Annotated in this window: 15 protein-coding genes and 2 tRNA genes; 11 read left to right on the forward strand and 6 right to left on the reverse strand. The window is 66.4% G+C overall.

Going from position 1 to position 16,015, the window contains the following annotated elements; translation table 11 throughout:
- Positions 1-400 (reverse strand): DnaJ domain-containing protein (locus tag VGD93_RS09895; RefSeq protein ID WP_395011589.1); only part of this gene is annotated, 400 nt, incomplete at its 3' end.
- Between the two features lie 193 nt (positions 401-593).
- On the opposite strand from VGD93_RS09895, the gene pdxH reads away from it, so the two are divergent.
- From pdxH to VGD93_RS09920, 5 genes are all read left to right on the forward strand, one after another.
- Positions 594-1,229 carry a pyridoxamine 5'-phosphate oxidase gene (gene pdxH, locus VGD93_RS09900; protein WP_395011591.1) on the forward strand — a complete coding sequence of 212 codons (636 nt, stop codon included), beginning with the start codon at positions 594-596 and terminating at the stop codon, positions 1,227-1,229.
- A gap of 292 nt (positions 1,230-1,521) precedes the next feature.
- Entirely contained in the window at positions 1,522-1,881 is a 360-nt protein-coding gene (locus VGD93_RS09905; protein ID WP_395011592.1) for an ArsR/SmtB family transcription factor, read from the forward strand.
- Positions 1,865-2,371 (forward strand): SRPBCC domain-containing protein, encoded by a 507-nt coding sequence (locus VGD93_RS09910; protein ID WP_395011594.1) that lies wholly within the window; start codon positions 1,865-1,867, stop codon positions 2,369-2,371. The genes VGD93_RS09905 and VGD93_RS09910 overlap by 17 nt, the downstream gene beginning before the upstream one ends.
- A gap of 492 nt (positions 2,372-2,863) precedes the next feature.
- Positions 2,864-5,395, forward strand: a complete 2,532-nt coding sequence (locus tag VGD93_RS09915; protein WP_395011596.1) for a hypothetical protein — start codon at positions 2,864-2,866, stop codon at positions 5,393-5,395.
- A 1,277-nt stretch (positions 5,396-6,672) separates the two neighbouring features.
- Positions 6,673-7,467, forward strand: coding sequence for a DUF1499 domain-containing protein (locus VGD93_RS09920; RefSeq protein ID WP_395011598.1), 795 nt, complete (start codon positions 6,673-6,675; stop codon positions 7,465-7,467).
- On the opposite strand, the gene VGD93_RS09925 is transcribed toward VGD93_RS09920, so the two are convergent.
- Positions 7,464-8,384: an MBL fold metallo-hydrolase gene (locus VGD93_RS09925; RefSeq protein ID WP_395011600.1), complete on the reverse strand. Its 921-nt coding sequence runs from the start codon at positions 8,382-8,384 to the stop codon at positions 7,464-7,466. The two genes, VGD93_RS09920 and VGD93_RS09925, sit on opposite strands and share 4 nt — an antisense overlap.
- 63 nt (positions 8,385-8,447) lie before the next feature.
- Between VGD93_RS09925 and VGD93_RS09930 the strand changes: the two genes are divergently transcribed.
- Entirely contained in the window at positions 8,448-9,086 is a 639-nt protein-coding gene (locus VGD93_RS09930) for a biotin transporter BioY (RefSeq protein ID WP_395011602.1), read from the forward strand.
- A 121-nt stretch (positions 9,087-9,207) separates the two neighbouring features.
- On the opposite strand, the gene VGD93_RS09935 is transcribed toward VGD93_RS09930, so the two are convergent.
- Positions 9,208-9,284 (reverse strand) — tRNA-Pro (locus tag VGD93_RS09935).
- Positions 9,285-9,418: 134 nt separating this feature from the next.
- On the opposite strand from VGD93_RS09935, the gene VGD93_RS09940 reads away from it, so the two are divergent.
- The 3 genes from VGD93_RS09940 to VGD93_RS09950 all read left to right on the forward strand — a co-directional run bounded on the left by VGD93_RS09940 (position 9,419) and on the right by VGD93_RS09950 (position 11,098).
- Positions 9,419-9,493, forward strand: a tRNA-Gln gene (locus tag VGD93_RS09940).
- 114 nt (positions 9,494-9,607) lie between these two features.
- Positions 9,608-10,453, forward strand: a complete 846-nt coding sequence (locus VGD93_RS09945; RefSeq protein WP_395011604.1) for a DUF6538 domain-containing protein — start codon at positions 9,608-9,610, stop codon at positions 10,451-10,453.
- Between the two features lie 24 nt (positions 10,454-10,477).
- Positions 10,478-11,098, forward strand: coding sequence for a hypothetical protein (locus VGD93_RS09950; protein ID WP_395011606.1), 621 nt, complete (start codon positions 10,478-10,480; stop codon positions 11,096-11,098).
- A 281-nt stretch (positions 11,099-11,379) separates the two neighbouring features.
- On the opposite strand, the gene VGD93_RS09955 is transcribed toward VGD93_RS09950, so the two are convergent.
- The 3 genes from VGD93_RS09955 to VGD93_RS09965 all read right to left on the reverse strand — a co-directional run bounded on the left by VGD93_RS09955 (position 11,380) and on the right by VGD93_RS09965 (position 13,273).
- The gene (locus tag VGD93_RS09955; RefSeq protein WP_395011607.1) at positions 11,380-11,568 is read right to left on the reverse strand and encodes a hypothetical protein; all 189 of its coding nucleotides are present in this window, start codon (positions 11,566-11,568) and stop codon (positions 11,380-11,382) included.
- A gap of 200 nt (positions 11,569-11,768) precedes the next feature.
- On the reverse strand, positions 11,769-12,554 hold the full coding sequence (locus VGD93_RS09960; protein WP_395011609.1) for a DNA-primase RepB domain-containing protein: 786 nt from the start codon (positions 12,552-12,554) through the stop codon (positions 11,769-11,771).
- The gene (locus tag VGD93_RS09965) at positions 12,479-13,273 is read right to left on the reverse strand and encodes a hypothetical protein (RefSeq protein WP_395011611.1); all 795 of its coding nucleotides are present in this window, start codon (positions 13,271-13,273) and stop codon (positions 12,479-12,481) included. The genes VGD93_RS09960 and VGD93_RS09965 overlap by 76 nt, the downstream gene beginning before the upstream one ends.
- A gap of 243 nt (positions 13,274-13,516) precedes the next feature.
- Between VGD93_RS09965 and VGD93_RS09970 the strand changes: the two genes are divergently transcribed.
- Positions 13,517-13,900, forward strand: coding sequence for a hypothetical protein (locus VGD93_RS09970; protein WP_395011613.1), 384 nt, complete (start codon positions 13,517-13,519; stop codon positions 13,898-13,900).
- Positions 13,901-13,908: 8 nt separating this feature from the next.
- Positions 13,909-15,702, forward strand: coding sequence for an LPD7 domain-containing protein (locus VGD93_RS09975; protein WP_395011614.1), 1,794 nt, complete (start codon positions 13,909-13,911; stop codon positions 15,700-15,702).
- Positions 15,703-16,015: the final 313 nt, after the last annotated feature.

Genomic DNA, 16,015 nt, shown 5'->3' on the forward strand with positions numbered 1-16,015 from the left:
CGCTGGTGCCCATGAACGGGTCCCATTGCTGCGAGCCGGCGCGGCCGGCGCCGCGCGGCTGCCCGCCGAAGCCGCTCATGAACTCCTTGAGGATGTCCTCGGCCGAGAACCCGCCCGCCTGCGCGCCGGCGCCGCGCCGCGCTCCACCGGCGCCGCGGGCGAAGCCGGCAAACTTGGGCTGCCCGTCGGCGTCGATCTCGCCACGGTCGTACTGCGCCCGCTTCTCGGGGTCGGACAGGAAGTCGTAGGCCGACGAAATCTCCGAGAATCTCGCGTGGGCCTTCGGGTCGTCCGGGTTCTGGTCGGGGTGATGCGCCTTTGCCAGCTTGCGATAGGCGGACTTCAGGTCCTTGTCGCTTACGGACCGCGGCACCCCGAGCACGGTATAAGGGTCGCGCATGTCAATCCTGTCGAATCGGGACGTGCCCCATGGCAAGATCTAGCATCATTCCGCCCGCGGCACGCACGCATCCGGCGCCCGGCCGTGCTGCGGAAAGTCCGCACACGGTTGCCACGCCGTCGTTTCGCATCCTATATGGCGACGGCCCCTGGCCTTGTCCAGTGCGGCCAAGACATTGCGGGACACAGCGAAAATGCCGACAGCCACGCTTTCCGACCGCCTCTTCGACGACGCCGACACGGGCAGCATCGATCCCTTCCTGCTGTTCGAGGAGTGGTTTGCCGAGGCCCAGGCCGGCGAAGTCAACGATCCCAACGCCATGACGCTGGCGAGCGTCGACGCCGCAGGCCTTCCCGATGCCCGCATCGTGCTGCTCAACGCCCGCGACCGCCGCGGCTTCGTCTTCTTCACCAATTTCGACAGCGCCAAGGGCGCCCAGCTGCACGCCCATCCCCAGGCCGCGCTCCTGTTCCACTGGAAGTCGCTGCGCCGGCAGGTCCGCCTGCGCGGCCCCGTCGAGACCGTGGCCCCGGCCGAGGCCGACGCCTATTTCGCCACGCGGCCGCGCATCTCCCAGATCGGGGCCCACGCCTCGCTGCAATCGCAGCCGCTCGCGGGCCGGGAAGCGCTCATGGCCCGCGTCGACTCGCTCGAGCAGAGCCTGCCGGCCGGCGAGCCGGTGCCCCGCCCCAACCACTGGGGCGGCTTCCGCCTCGTGCCGCTGCAGATGGAATTCTGGAAGGATGGCGCCTTCCGGCTGCACGATCGGGTGCTGTTCACCCGGCCCGACGCGGACACGGACTGGGCCCGCCAGCGCCTCTACCCCTGAGGCGGCCATGCAGCCGCGCATCTCCGTCCTGACGCTCGCCGTCGACGACCTCGAGCGGGCGGGTTTGACGGCTCCGTAGCCGCAGTCGGGCCACGCAACCTTCCCCGCAAGGGGGAGGGGGCCGGCCTTTGGGCGGGGCGAGATCATGCCAGCTGCGCCGGACAGAACACCCTCCCCCGCGGCAGCGCGGGGAGGGTCGGGGAGGGGGTCGTGCCGCGCCCACGGATGGCGCCGGGTTCCTCATGCGCTCCGCCCTCTTGCACGCCGCTCGTCCGGGTATATACTGAACCACATGGTTCAGCATGCCCACACCCGTGTCGACGCCGCCTTCGCCGCCCTCTCGGACGCGACCCGCCGCGGCGTTCTCCTGCAGCTCGCGCGTTCGGACGCCTCGATCACCGAGCTCGCCGGCAGGTTCCGCATGACCCTCACGGGCATGCGGAAGCACGTCGGCGTGCTCGAGCAGGCGGGGCTCGTGACCACGCGCAAGGTGGGGCGCGTGCGCACCTGCCGGCTCGGGTCCGGCCGGCTGGAGGAAGCGGCGGCCTGGATCGAGGGCTACCGCCGGCTCTGGGAAGCCCGCTTCGCGGGGCTGGATGAAATCGTCGAGGAACTCAAGCGCAAGGAGCAGAGCGATGGACGCGAAAAGTGAAGCAGATGCCTCCGCAAAAAGGCTCACGCGCGTGGATCGGACGTCCGACCGCGAAATGGTCGTCACCAGGCTCTTCGACGCCCCGGCCCGCCTTGTCTTCAAGGCCTGGACCACGCCCGAGCTGTTCATGCGCTGGTGGGCGCCGAAATCGCTCGGCGTTCCCCTGCGCTCCTGCCAGATGGACGTGCGCACCGGCGGCAGCTACCGCCTCGAGTTCGGCGAGGACGAAGCCGGCTCCTGGGCGTTCTTCGGCAAATATCTCGAGGTGATCCCGAACGCGCGGCTCGTCTGGACCAATGAAGAGGATGCGGACGGCGCCGTGACCACCGTGACCTTCGAGGAAACGGACGGCAAGACGCTGCTGACCCTGCACGAGCTCTACCCCTCGAAGGCAGCCCTCGAGGCGATGGAAGGCGGCATGCTGCCCGAGCAGTTCGAACAGCTCGACGCGCTCCTCGCAACGCTGGCGGCAAGCACCGGCCGCGCGTGAGGGCGCGGAGCAGCAGACTGTGTCGGCCGCTGCATCAACGGTGGCCGGCTTGGCCGCGTCGCGCCTGGGCCGAGTCTCGGCATGACTGCTTCGCGCCACAAGCGGTGTAGCGGTCAAAGCTATCGCCCGGCTCTACGTTTGGCTGCCCGAGTCTTGCTGGATTTCGGCCAGGGGAGGATAGGCCATTGATCCCGCCTAAGGGGAGCAGACCTTGCGTCTCCACACCGCTTTTGTTTGGCGTCTCGGTTTTACCATCCCGCGCCTTAGCTTGGGGCCGCTTGGTCGGTCCCGGAACTCACTGCTTTCTAAGCCGGTGACAGGGGGAAAGTCGTCCGAGAGTGCCACAAAACCGGGACTTCCGGCGGACGTTCGGAGTCCGACCCGCAAGCGGTCCGCGAGTAACGGCGGACCCGAAGCCCGGAATTCTGACTTTCGAGGCTCGAATAGGGTATTGTTCCCCGCACACATGCCGAGGCCCCGGGAGGAAGGACTTTGGTCGATCTAACGGTCGATACACAACTGCGGCCGACTCGGCTGGCACTTTTGGTCCGCCCCTCGGACCTATCTTCCATCCGACGCTTCATGCGCGTCTGCGCCTGTATGTGGGGTGGGATTTATAACCCAATAATCCCCGTCTTCCCCGTCGGCCCGAAGGAGTGGCGCAAAGAACATTGGCGGTTCTCAAAGGGCCGCAACGTCGCCAAGGGGTATGTCGAGTTCTTTGAGCCTGACGCCTTTGTGGAGGCCGAAGCCGGGCTGTTGGACGAGGCTGGACTTCAGGGTGTGCGACGACAATACGAGATTCACAGCCGTGTTCTCCCGCTGGGTGACCTGCTCAAGAAGCAGGACGGACGCAACTTCGCTGAATTGAGCGTCGGGCTGAGCGTCATCGACGTGCTGCGGGACATCTACAAATCAGAGAGACGCTTTGCCTTGCGACAAGAGTCGCCGGCATATTTCGTCAAACCGGAAAGAGGCTCAGCTGCCGTCGAGGCCCTGTTCGGGGCCTACCCCACCGGAAAGGCGTCCACCTACTTCGAAAAAGGCTACAAGGACGTATTCCGACCGGAGATAGTCGCCGCTGGACCAGCGGCATGGAGAAAGGTCTTCGGCGCTGGCGCGCCCACTCCCTTGCGCATCACTCGCTACAGTATTGAGGCGAGCCGCAGTTGGAATGACGATCTTGTTATCTATGTTTTCGACCCGAAGCGGCCCACTGACCTGATCGATCTCTGGAACATGCGGCTGGAGCCAAATCCGGTCTTACCTGTGCCAGTTGGGTGGGCACAGGACCTTGCCCCAGACATCGCCAACATTCTGAAGGAAGAACATCGGCCGGTCGTTGGCAATCCATATGGCGTGATGCATCACGCTACGCTTGAATTCGGGCGGTCCTTGGCAGAGGCAGACATAGAGCAGGTCGTGAAGGCCGTGCGCCCACTCATGCCACCTCCTGATGCTGATGCAGCTAAGAAGGGGCAGGGTCCCTTGGTCGTGAAGCCGTGGCGCAACCAGGTGTGGGTCCGCCGTGGAGACGAGAACGGCATGCAGCGACCGACGCGAATCGAGCTTAGCGTTAAGAGCAACCGGGCGACCATTCAGGTGGACCGTGACTCCAAGCACATGATCGCGCACGTCGATTCGATCTTTCCTGACTTCGCCGAGCGCTTTGGTGCCCATGACCTTAGATGGGTCAACTCAATTCGCGTCTCCACATTCGATGACGAGGCGGTTGCGACGGTTCTGCCATTCAACATCATCGACCGGAAGTGGCCCCGATTGGCTCTAGGCGGTGACTCAGTGATGGTCGGGAGCGAGGGCTGGTCTGTTGGCCAACACTATCGCGGCCTAGGAACGAGTCTAGACCTTATGAGCCCGGAGGAAGCGATCATCGGTTGGCTTGGCACGCTGGGCGTACAGGCGACGGCATCTGAGCCCGGGTACATTGCTAAGCAGGTTCTTTCGCATCTTGGGGGTTTGCGGAGCGCCAATATTATCGCGCATGCCGAAACGCTCCAGACGCTTAACAAAATGGCCGGCGGAATTCGGGTTAGAACGGGTGGCGACGAACCTGAAACAGAGGAGGTGTTCGGTCGCCACTCGAAGTCGTTCGCGGATTGGAAGGCGATTCTGTCGCGCCGGGCAAAGGAGCGATCCTTTCGCGAAACGACCCTTGACCACCTTACGGACTCCAACGTCTTAAGGCTCGGCGTGGAAACCACGTGCCCTCATTGCAAAAACAGCAATTGGCATAGCATCTCCGACGCCAACTACTCGCTGCGCTGCGAGAGATGCCTGAAGATGTACCCCTTTCCGCAGGGCAACGTCGCTCGGCAGTGGTCTTATCGCGCGATTGGTCCATTTGCCGTACCGGACTATGCGAAAGGATCATACGGGGCGGTTTTGGCGCTCCACGCCCTCAAGTCGATGGCAGCGCATATGACACCCATGACTTATTCAACGGCTTTAACGATGAAGTTCGATGGGGCGATAGTTGAGGCCGACTATGTGGCTTGGATTGGCAAGGACACGATCGGCGATTTGCCGTACGAGTATCCGCGCTTGGTGCTTGGCGAAGCAAAGTCCTTCGGCAGAGGCGAGCTCATTAAGGCCAGCGACGTTGACCAGCTGAAAAAAGCCGCAGCAAAACTTCCCGGCGCAACACTAGCAGTCTCTGTTCTTCGAGACGAATTCACCCACGCGGAAAAGACGGTATTGACCGATCTAGCCAGGTGGGGGCGAAAGCTTGACGAGCGAGGTGAGCACCGGAATCCCCTTCTACTTCTAACTGGCACGGAGCTGCTGAATTACTATGTCACGCTCGAACGCACTTGGAAGGACAAAGGCGGCGAACACGCGAAGTTCGCAGACTACCGATTCACGCACGGCCTGCACGCTATCGCCGAATCCACGGTCGCTATTCACCTTGGCCTTCCATCCTTTGAAGAGGAGCGATGGCGCGTGGCAGAGGAACGCGTCAAACACCGCAGAAAGAGGCTGCTCGCCAAGAAGGCTGGGCAATAGGGGCAGCGCCTGCGCCGCTTTGGTGCGCGAACGGGATTTGGCAGCGACACGTCCGATGCCGTGCGGGTGTGGGCCCGAGATTTCGAGCGTGAGTCGCGCTGTCCTCGAAGCTGACCGGTCTGGACTCCGACCCGTCGGGATTGTAGGGCGATGCGAGGTCGTCGCGCACTGCACAGCGGGCAAAAGATTTGCTCCCACCATTCGCGTAAGCCCCGCGAATAGACACATCCACTCCCGGTCGGCTGTCTCGTCCCAACGCAATGGACGGGGTCGGATTTGTTCGGGAAAGGAATTTTCCTGAGTGACCCATTTCAGGCCGGTCGCCACTGCCCCGCAACCACGTGCCTCGACCGGATGCGCGGCGAGCGCACAACGCGCGGCCCGACCCCGATTTCCTCCGCCCGGTGCCCCCCCTCTCCCTCCCTCCCTCCGGCCCCTCTTCTACCGTTTTCTGCCCCCGCCCGCCCCCGGGATTACTCCCCCCTTCTCCACCCGCCCCCAATCACCGCCACCCCCCCACCACCGTCGCCTCGCGTGTTGCAAATAGGTCCCATTTGCGGAATTATCCGTAAGAAGACCTACCCCCTCCTGACGGGCTATCCTGCCGCCAGAAACCGGCGCCAGAACAGCGGCTTCAAATATGTAATCCCCGTGCCCGGCGGCGCCGCTAGAATGGCCGCACCCCGCCGCAATCGGACGGATCGATACGAGCGGTCGTGGCGGGGGGCCGGGTGGCGCGGTGGTCGCATCGCGCCAGGCTGAAAGCGTGTCGGCGTGGGCCGGTTAGCCGGTCAAGCCGCTACCAACGCGGGGGGAGGCGGCAATGGGCGCCTCCCAAGGGACGACGGCCGCCACCCTTGAGGCGGCCGGGAGTTCCCCTGCGGCCGCACGGCTCCGCCGGAGCCGTCGCGGGGCGGGGAACGGCCGTGGCGGGTTCGCCCGCCCGGCTGGCGAGGCGATGCGGGGGCTCTCCCCGGTCGACCAAGCTGCCCACCGTCCTCGCGATGCGGCAGGGGATGCACCCCGCCCGGCGCGCCATAGGCCGAAAATCCCGGTCGTGCCGGCGGGGCGAGCGCCTCGTTCTTTGCGGACCAACCGCGTGGGGCCAGTTCCCGCCGGCGCCGTCCCTCGACTGCCCCGAACCCGGAGGCCACGCGGCCGGCCGGCGCCTCGGCGTGCCGCGCCCGCGGCGCCAGCGACGGGAATAGCCAAGTCCCTGCCGGCAATGGCCTTCAGCCTCTTGACGCCATGCCGGCGAGTCCGGAAGGGTTGGGCCAATGCGCATTCTCATCCGCACATCGAAATGGGCGATCTGGGCCCGCCGTTTCGGCAGCCTGGCGCTGCCGCTCGCCATCGTGCCGGTGTTCATGCACCGCGAGCGGCTGATCACCAGCGCCGAATTCCACCTCGTCGAGGCGATCGCCATGGGCGTCGCCGTGGCGGCGCTGCTGCTGGCGGTCGGCGCCTTCGCGCGGCTGTGGGTGACCGGCGACGAGGGCTGGGGCAAGGCGACGATGGGGCTGTTCTTCAGCCTGCTCTGCCTCTTGCCGCTCGCCTTCGTCGTGGTGCTGGCCCTGCGCTATCCGCCGGTGAGCGACGTCACCACCGATTTCGAACGGCCGCCCGGCCTCGTCTCCCCGGTCGCGACGGCGCCGTGGACCGCCGCCGAGCGCGCCGCCATCGAGGCCGCCTTTCCCAATGCCCGCACCCGCCGCTATCCCATCGAGGCGCCCCAGATCTACGCCTTCGCCGCGCAGCTGGCCGAACAGAAGGGCGGGGAAATCAGGGCCCGGCGCGCCCCGCAATCGGCCCTCGCCGAGGGCCAGATCAACGCCATCGCCACGACCCTGCTCGGCTGGCGCGACGAGGTGGTGATCCGCGTCACCGGCGATCCGCAGGGATCGTCCGTTGCCATGCGCGCCACCGCGCTGCACGGCCTGCACGATCTGGGCGAGAACGGGCGCCATATCGAGGAGTTCCTCGCCGCGCTCGACGCCCAGATCACGCTGTTCATGCGCGACGCCCCGGTGGCGCCGACGCCGGCCCCGGCGCCGGCCGAGCAGGACGGCTAGGACGGGGCCAGCGTCAGGCCGGCAAGTCCGCGGCGGACGGCGATGGCGCCGTGCGCCTCGAGGTACTCGACATGCGCCGCGAGCACCATGCGCGCCGCCGGCACGAGGGTGGGGGCAAGGCCGGGATAGAGCTCGCGCAGCAGATCGCCGATGCGCCGGGCGCCGCCGGCGACGGCGGCGACGATCTGCTGGTTGCGCCTGAGGCGGTGCGCGAGCAGCGCCTCGGCGTAGCCCGGGCCGTCGCCGATGGGGCCGCCATGCGCCGGCAGATAGCGCCGGTAGGGCAGGGCGATCAGCTTGCGCAGGGAGTCGAGGTAGTCGGCCATCGAGCCGTCCGGCACCGAGACCAGGGTGGAGTTCCAGCCCATGACGTGGTCGCCGGTGAGGACGTCCCCGCTTCCGGTGAGGCCGAGGCAGATATGGTTGGCGCAGTGGCCGGGGGTGGTGATGACCGTGAGGTCGAGCCCGGCGACCGTGATCGACTCGCCGTCGCGGAGGTGGCGGTCGGGGACCAGGTCCCAGTCGCTGTGGCTGTCGACGGAATTGCGCTCGAGCGGTCGCGGCTTGCGGCTCAGCCGGTGCCGCCCGGCGAACCAGAGCGGTGCGCCGGTTGCCGCCTGCAGCTTCGGCGCCAGCGCCGAGTGGTCGCGATGGGTGTGGGTGAGCAGGATCGCCTCGACCCGGCGCCCGCTGATCGCGGCCAGCAGCGCCGCGAGGTGGGCGGCGTCGTCCGGACCGGGGTCGAGCACGGCGACGCTCGCGGGTCCGCCCAGCAGGAAGCTGTTGGTGCCGGTGAAGGTGTAGGGGCCGCGATTGGGCGCGGTGACACGGACCACCCCGGGTGCCACCGGTTCCGGTACGCCGGTCGGCGGCGAAAAGGCGGTGTCGAAGCTCAGCGGGTTTGGGGCGGCAACCATTGCGCTCGGATGGGCGAGAGACTAGAAACGCGAGGATTTCCCCTCTTGCCGGAAGGTACATGAATGGCCGCCAACTTGACCACCCAGAATACCGTCTTGGGCGTATTGCTTTCCAGGCAGGGCAGCCACCGGCTGCTCGCCAATCTGGCGACGGTGGTGCTCGGCACCCTGCTGCTCACGCTCTCGGCCAAGATCAGCGTCCCCGTGCTGCCGGTGCCGGTGACGCTGCAGACCTTCGCGGTGGCGGCTCTCGCCGCCGGCTTCGGCTGGCGCATCGGCGTGGCGACGGTCGCGCTGTACCTGCTCGAGGGTCTCGCCGGCCTGCCGGTCTTCGCCACCGGCGGCGGTCTCGACTATGTCTTCCGCCCCAGCTTCGGTTTCCTCGTCGGCCTGCTGCCGATGGCCTATATCATCGGCCGCGCGGCTGATGCCGGCCTGTCGGGCAGGCCGGTGCTGATGTTTCTTGCCATGCTGGCGGCGGACGCGGTCGCCTTCGCCTTCGGTTTCGCGTGGCTGCTGGTGGTGGTGAACCTCATCGTCGCCCAGGGCGGCGCCGTCCCGGGCTGGCTCGATGCGACCAGCCTGTGGGCCTCCGCCTTCGACGGCGCGGTCAAGCCGTTCATCGTGTGGGACGCGGTCAAGATGGCCTTCGCGGCGATCACCGTGGCCGGCGCCTGGAAGCTTCTGGGCAGCAAGGCCTGATCTGCGCTGAGGCTGGGGGCCGGTCCAACTGGGCCGGCCTCGCGCTACACGCGGGCCGGCCACGCGCATGGGCGTTGCCCCGAAACGAAAAGACCCGGCCTCGGGAGGCCGGGTCTTCCATTGGTCGGAGTAGCGTGATTCGAACACGCGACCCCCTGCTCCCGAAGCAGGTGCGCTACCAGGCTGCGCTATACTCCGATAGGGGCTCGGGCCACCGCATTCGTGCCCGGTCGGCGCGCTTTATAGACGGGAGGCTGGCGCGGATCAAGCGCGGAAACGGGCGCCCGCGTTCGGTTGCGCCCCCTGGCCAAACCGTGTACGAACGCGCGCGTTGGGGCGTCGCCAAGCGGTAAGGCAGCGGTTTTTGGTACCGCCATTCCCAGGTTCGAATCCTGGCGCCCCAGCCAGTTTCCCCCTCTAGGCCCCGTGCCACCTGGGTTCCTCGCTTTCTAGGTGAGGCGCTGTAGCACATAAGTGTCGCACAGCACTGTCGCGCTGAGGAATCCGTTCGAGGAGGTTCCATGGCGCGCGTTCCCTACACATACAGGCGCGGCGCGATTTACTATTGGCGTCGGCGGGTTCCGGGGCTTCGTGAGCCGATCACCATCAGCCTTGGAACAGCTGATCCGCGGCTCGCGCAAACCCTGAGTTTGATTCTTGCAGGTGCTTCGGCGACCATTATTACAGCAAATGGATTCGCAGGCATGAACCACGACCAGGCGCAGACATTCCTGCGCGAGGCTCTTGTTGCCCAGCGGGAGCGCGTCGCCAATATCGAGCGCGTCCGCATCGACGCCGGGGAAGCTTGGGAAGAAGAGCGGCGCGCTACTCGCGCAGCTGCCATCGCCTTCAGCCTGCTTGCGGATCGGGGACGCAGCGCCCAGCTTACTCAAGACGAGGCGGCGGACCTGGCAGGGCATCCGGATGGCCGGGCGTTGCTACGGCAGGTCGAGGTCTCGCTTGACTGCTACCGCGCGATGCACTGGTCCGACAGTGCGACGCTGAAGCTCAAGCGTCAGCTTTCGGACCGGTTCGGGAGTGAAGTTTCCGCCGCGGACATCGATGAAGGTCGTCGCTTGAAGCTCAGAGCTTTCGCGATGGCTTCTGGCGCGGTTGCCTCCGAGGTGCGTAATCCATTTGACCTTGCGGCGCTCGCAGCTGTCGCAGCCGAATTACAGAATGTCACCAGCGGGGCAGCGCCTAAGCGATCGCCGGAGGCGCCGGCTGACGCACCGGCTGTCGAGCGGGAACCGCCTAGCCTAACCGCTACCGCCGCCAAGCGCGAGATTCCGGTCGAGGACTTCGGCGCCGCCAATATTCGCGATCTTGTCCAGCGGCTCATCACCGATCGCGAGGACGACGACTAACTGAGGGCGAAGACCGAAAAGCAGATGCGCCAGTCGATAGCACTGTTCTGCGAGATCACCGGCAAGGAGCGCATCGAGGAGGTGGTCCAGGGGGACGTTTCCAGGTTCTTCGACACGATGCGGTCGCTGCCCATCAACTACCGCAAGAGTCCGAAGCAGAAGCACCTGCCGATCTTCTACTTTGTCGAGGCTGCCAAGACCCTTCCTGAGGATCAGGTCGGGCTCGCCCGCGGAACGGTGAATCGCAACCTCGACAACTTGTCGCGCGTGGTTGAACTGGCCCGCGCGCGCGGCCACAAGGTCGCGGCGGGTCTTAATCCCTCCGCGCTTCGCATGAAGCGTAAGAAGCGCGCCCGTGCCGACCGGCCTCCATTCGCGTTTCATGATCTGCAGCGCCTCTTCGCCCACACAATATGGTCGGGCTGCAAAAGTGTCGCGAGGCGCAATCTCCCTGGCACTGCGGTGATCAAGGATGGACTCTACTGGGTTCCCCTGATCCTGGCATATACGGGAGCGAGGCTCGAAGAGATTGCGGGTCTGCTGACCGCGGAGGCGATCACCGAACACGTCATCCCGCACCTGCGCTGCGAGCGGCGGACACAGATGAAACAGACGTCCACCACCGCCTCGCCGTCTAGTTCATAAGTCTGTCCATTCCAGAACCGCGACGGCGAGCCGGAAGAGGCGGAGTGCGCGGTCCATCATGATGCGCTTTCGCCCCCGGCACATCCTCGCCGAGCGCGAGGTGCCGGCTGGCGCCAGATTCTTGTCGCGAGGCTACCGCCCCGATGGAGAGGGCTGCGACGCCTCAGCGCCGATTACCTGCGAGCAGTCCATTAAGCTCGGATGGAACCTTGCTGGCTTGAGCGGCCGAAAGCGGTACGGGCGGCGTATGGCGGCCGCTTTTCCGGCCGATGGGCCGCCAGTCAGACGGCAATCTGCTCGGATGCGATTCCCTGAGCGAAGGCAGCCGATGCAACCGCGAAACCCACCTCCGAAACAGACGCCGCATGCGGCGGCCTGCGACCAGCGGCCATCTCTCGCACGATCCGCTCCCGTTGCCCGGCACCGATAGCGTCAAGCTGCTGCGCGATGTCCTGATCGATATCGGCCATCGGCCCGCTTGTCCCGGGACGGGCTAGCCAGATGGCTGCTCCCCGGCGCCGAGGCGTAACCCGTTCTTAGTCATGGACGTTATCCCAAGTGTCTCGTAAAACGCGCCGAAGCGCCAATGTCGGCCAGCCAGTAATTACATCCGTACCGATGCCGCTCAGGTCGCTTCGCCTGGCGCCAGCGTCCCGCGTCGGGAACGAAATTACCTGCAATAACGCGGCACCATGGCCGCGTCCAGAGTCGACTCAGGGTAGCTGCGCCCCTTTTCCGGCCGGCGAGCGGCGATCCAGGCAGAGACCTGCTCTGGGGCAATGCCCCGCTGGGTAGCCGCCCTCGCCACGGCGAAGTCCACCTCCGATTCCGATGCGGCATGTGGCGCCCGGCGGCTGGCCGCCAACTCGCGCATGATCCGCTCGCGCTGTTCCGAGTGGATGGCATCGAGCACCAAAGCGATTTCAGGGTCGATGTTGGTGCTTGCTTCCGCCGCGCCTCGCGGCGTTTGGGGCCCGGCGCCCGCCGCCGCCCCGGCTGTGTCGAAAGATGCCAGCCGATTCAGCAGCGCGATCCCAGCATTGGCAACTCGGCCCGGCTCGGCGTGGTTCAGTTTCACAAACGGAAACCGTCCATCCTGCAGCTGATGTTTCGGCTTGCGGTTGGTGAACCCAGGCAATCGCCCCGGCTGACGCGGCGAGACGGCGCGTTCGTCGCCGCCATAGGCATGAGCGAGGTGCCGCGCCACCAGCCCCATGGTGGCATAGGGGACGGTTCCAGAGGCGACCAGCCGGATCCACGCCTGGAAGTTGCCGGCACTGGTCTGGACGACGAGGCAGGGCTCGAGCCCGTCCTTTGACAGCTGCTCGACGGTGTTGGCAGCGAGGTCGTCGATCATGACGACCCCGGGGTGGCTGTCCTTCACGCCCGGTCCGAGGCGCATGTAGACGTTGCCGCCCCGCGCATTGGCGGCAGCTGCGTGGGGCAGCAGCGCCATGATCTCGCTCGGCTCCAGGGCCCGATTGGTCCACTGTCCGTAGCCGCGCTTCTCGCCCGGCTTCGGCGGGAACACGAAGCCGATGTCGAGCGGCGCGCCGAGCGCGTTGATGGCAGTCCGTACTGCACGTTGTGTTGCCGGGTGCACCACCAGAGGTTCACCCCGGCGATACGGCCGCGCAGCAGCGTGTGGCCGAGGACGTTGAGCTTGCGGGCGAGATGCACCGGATGCAGGTTGCCCCAGTTCGCGGGGATCGGTTCGCCGAGCAGCGAGATGGCCTTCAGAGCGGATAGCGCCGCCTCGAGCACCGCGATCACGTCCTCGAGCTCGTCGAGCGCCAGCGGAACATATTTTGAGAACTCCCCGGCTCGGGCCCGGTCGCGCAGCTGGTCGATCCGGGGGGCGTCGCCCAGGGGATACTGACGCTCAACGGCGCCGCAGATCAGTGCATCGATAGCCATGGCATCGAGCGTGACCTGCTCGTCCAGCCGGAGCTTTGTCAGCCCGGTCATGGCGTCCTTCACCGCCTCGCGCATGTCCTTCAGGTGCCGGCGGACGCGGGGCACGGAGAGCGAGGGCGTAGCGGCCGGTGGCACGGGCGCAATCACGGGCTCGGGTTCGGTCCCGGCCCCCAAGTCCACCGACGCGTGGCCGATGTTGTCGGCATCGGGCGGGGGATAGTCGGTATCGGTCTCGTCAGGGTTGAAAGCGTTGGTCATGGTGAGGTCTCCGGTTGGTGGCCTCCCGGAAACAATCACGCAACCCAGCAAGCGAGACTATGGAATCTGCATGCGCGATGTCGAATTCGTAGTCTCTTGCTAAGCTTGCCTGTAACTGGTCTGGGTGACGGCGATCAGAGCCAGCGGTGCATCTGATATCCGCGCCCTTCGGGCCCGGACATCATCTGCAGCTGGCGAAGGGGGCGAGCCCCCTGTCGAACCCCTGCCGTCGCGGAGACGGCGATGGCAAGGCGCGGCAGCGAGAGCCGACAGAAGACGAAACCCGTGCTGGTTCGGCTGACCGAGGCCGACCATCGGCGTCTGACCATGCTGGCTGAGCGGGAGGGTACGAACCGCGCCGAATATCTGCGGCGGCGCATCGCGGAACCGGCGGGCACTTCCGCTTCGAGACCCTACACCTTGCCAGCCTTCTCCGAAGCTGACCGTATCCTGCTGGCCAGTGCCACCAGATCGATGGGTCATCTCGCCGGCCTGCTGAAAGTTGCATTGCTCAAGACCCCCGCGTTCGGCCGAACCGCACGGCTGCAGTCGATCCTTGACGCCCATCCCGACGAGTTGCAGGCGCTGCAGCGCCAGATCCGGGACCTGCTGGAGCGTCGGGGATGATCGGTGGCATGACCGAGCACGATGGCGATCCGGCGCTGGCGGCTCACCTCGGCAAGCTCGGCGACAATGAAACCATCACGATCCGCACGCATGGCCTGTCGGCCGACACGATCGACGACGCCATCGCCGAGTTGCGGCTGATGGGACTTGGCCGCAGCACCCGAAAACCATTGATCCACGCCTGGGCGAGTCCGAGCGTCGTCTATGCCGAGACCGATTGGGAACACCACCGCACCGCGTTCGAGCGGGAGTTCGGCCTCGAGGGCTTCCCGTGCCTCGAGGTGTTCCACCACAAGCTCGGCCAGGGCGGCCGCACCGTTCGCCACGGACACCGCGTCTACCTGCGCATCGATGCCGACGGCAACGCGGTTCGCACCAGCCATTCGGCAATCCGGCAGGAGAAGGTGAGCCGCATCGCCGAGTTCGAGGCGGGGGAGAGACTGACCAGCGGGTGCTTCAACCAATCCGTCGTGGCGCGCCTGCGGCGCGATGGGCGCTACGATGTCGCCGACGCAATGCAGCGGGCCGGGCTGGGCGACGCCAATGCAGTATCGGCATCGACCTCGTCAGAGCGGGCCGAGGCGGAACGGCGAAATGACGTGGCGCCCGACGAGGTGTGGCGGCGGGCGAGCGCGGCCTGGCGGCGCTCCGACGATGGCGCCTCGCTGCTAGCCGCCTTGGCGGAGTCGGGCCTGCGACTGGCCCTGGGCGAGAAATGCCCCGTCGTCGTTACACCGGCGGGCGCTATCGTTCCGCTACTCCGCGCCATCAACAAGGGTGGCGAGCGACAGAGTGGACACGCTGTGCGCAAGGCCGAACTCGCGGCGAGACTGCACGGCTTGGTCCTCCCCGCCGCCGGTGAGCTCGGTCCGATGCCGGGCTTCGGGCCGGGGCTCTTCGCCATCATCAATCTGGATCGCTTGCCCTTGCCGGACCAGCCACAGGCGCCGGACGATGCCGAGTTCGACAAAGCCTCACCCCCGCCGGTTGAACAACCTCGCCTGCTGACCATAGAACAGCATGCGGCGTTGCTAGCGCTCGACAACGCCTTCCACAACACGGCCGCCGCCCGGGCAAAGGCCGTTCGCGAGGCAATCGAAGCCGAGATACTGGAAACTATCGCCCGCCGCCAGCGGGCGGAACCCCTCAGGCAGCGCGTCTCCAAGGAGACCGCCGCCTGGGATCTGCCCAGCATCGGCGTCGTGGGCTGGCGCGATGCCTATCGTGCTGAGCTGGCCGGCCTGCCGAAGAGATATGGTGAATATCTCAGATGGGTCGACCGACTCGACGCCGAGCGCCGCCGCGTCGTGCTGAAGAGTGGCGCCACAGTGACGCTGGCGCCCACGCAGGCGCGGTCGAACCAGGCCACGACTGATGTCATCGCCATCATGATCGCCCATGCCCGTGGGCGGGGCTGGCAGAGAGTGACCATAACGGGCGGCACGGCACCGTGGCGACAGGCGATGACCAAAGCAGCCACCCGCGCGGGCTTCGCCGTTGCGGATGCAGAGCTACAGGGCATCGCCCAGGCCGAACGCGTGCTCATGGCTCGCGAGCAGCTCCTCCAGCGCTGGTGGCGGATCCGTGCGGCGCTCGCGACAACAGCGGTGGAACAGCAGTCCGTCCCAAGGAAGGTGGCGCTGGCGCTCCTCGCCCGGTTGGCCGACGATCCCGGTATAGTCGAGCTGGTCGCTGACCCGGTGCGGCGCGAGCACCTCGTCGTCGAACTCGAGGCTTATCGCGACTACAGGAAGCTTCTCCAGCAGCACCGAAACGGCTCCGGTCCGCCTCGGCCAGGATAGGCGTGCGATCGGGCACAGCGGGGCGGGCGGCGGGCCCGCCCGAAACGCCGTCCCGTACGGGCGGCGACCGGCCTGCTTTGCGACGTGTTGCAGTCTTTGTGGGAAGGGCCCATTATAGTCCTTTGGCATGCCAGGTTTTGGACGTTCGGTTTGCGCCAAACAGCGGTCACTGATCCCAAGCAGCGGGGCGGCGCGATTGGGTCCGGACCCCAATGACCGACCATCTGCGAGCCTGACACGGCGCAAACGGCCACACCGACACAAGCTCCCCGTTTCTATCCACGCCCCCGCGCGGGGGGCGACGCGCAGGGAG

Source organism: Devosia sp. (genome assembly GCF_036406155.1).
Lineage (GTDB): Bacteria > Pseudomonadota > Alphaproteobacteria > Rhizobiales > Devosiaceae > Devosia_A.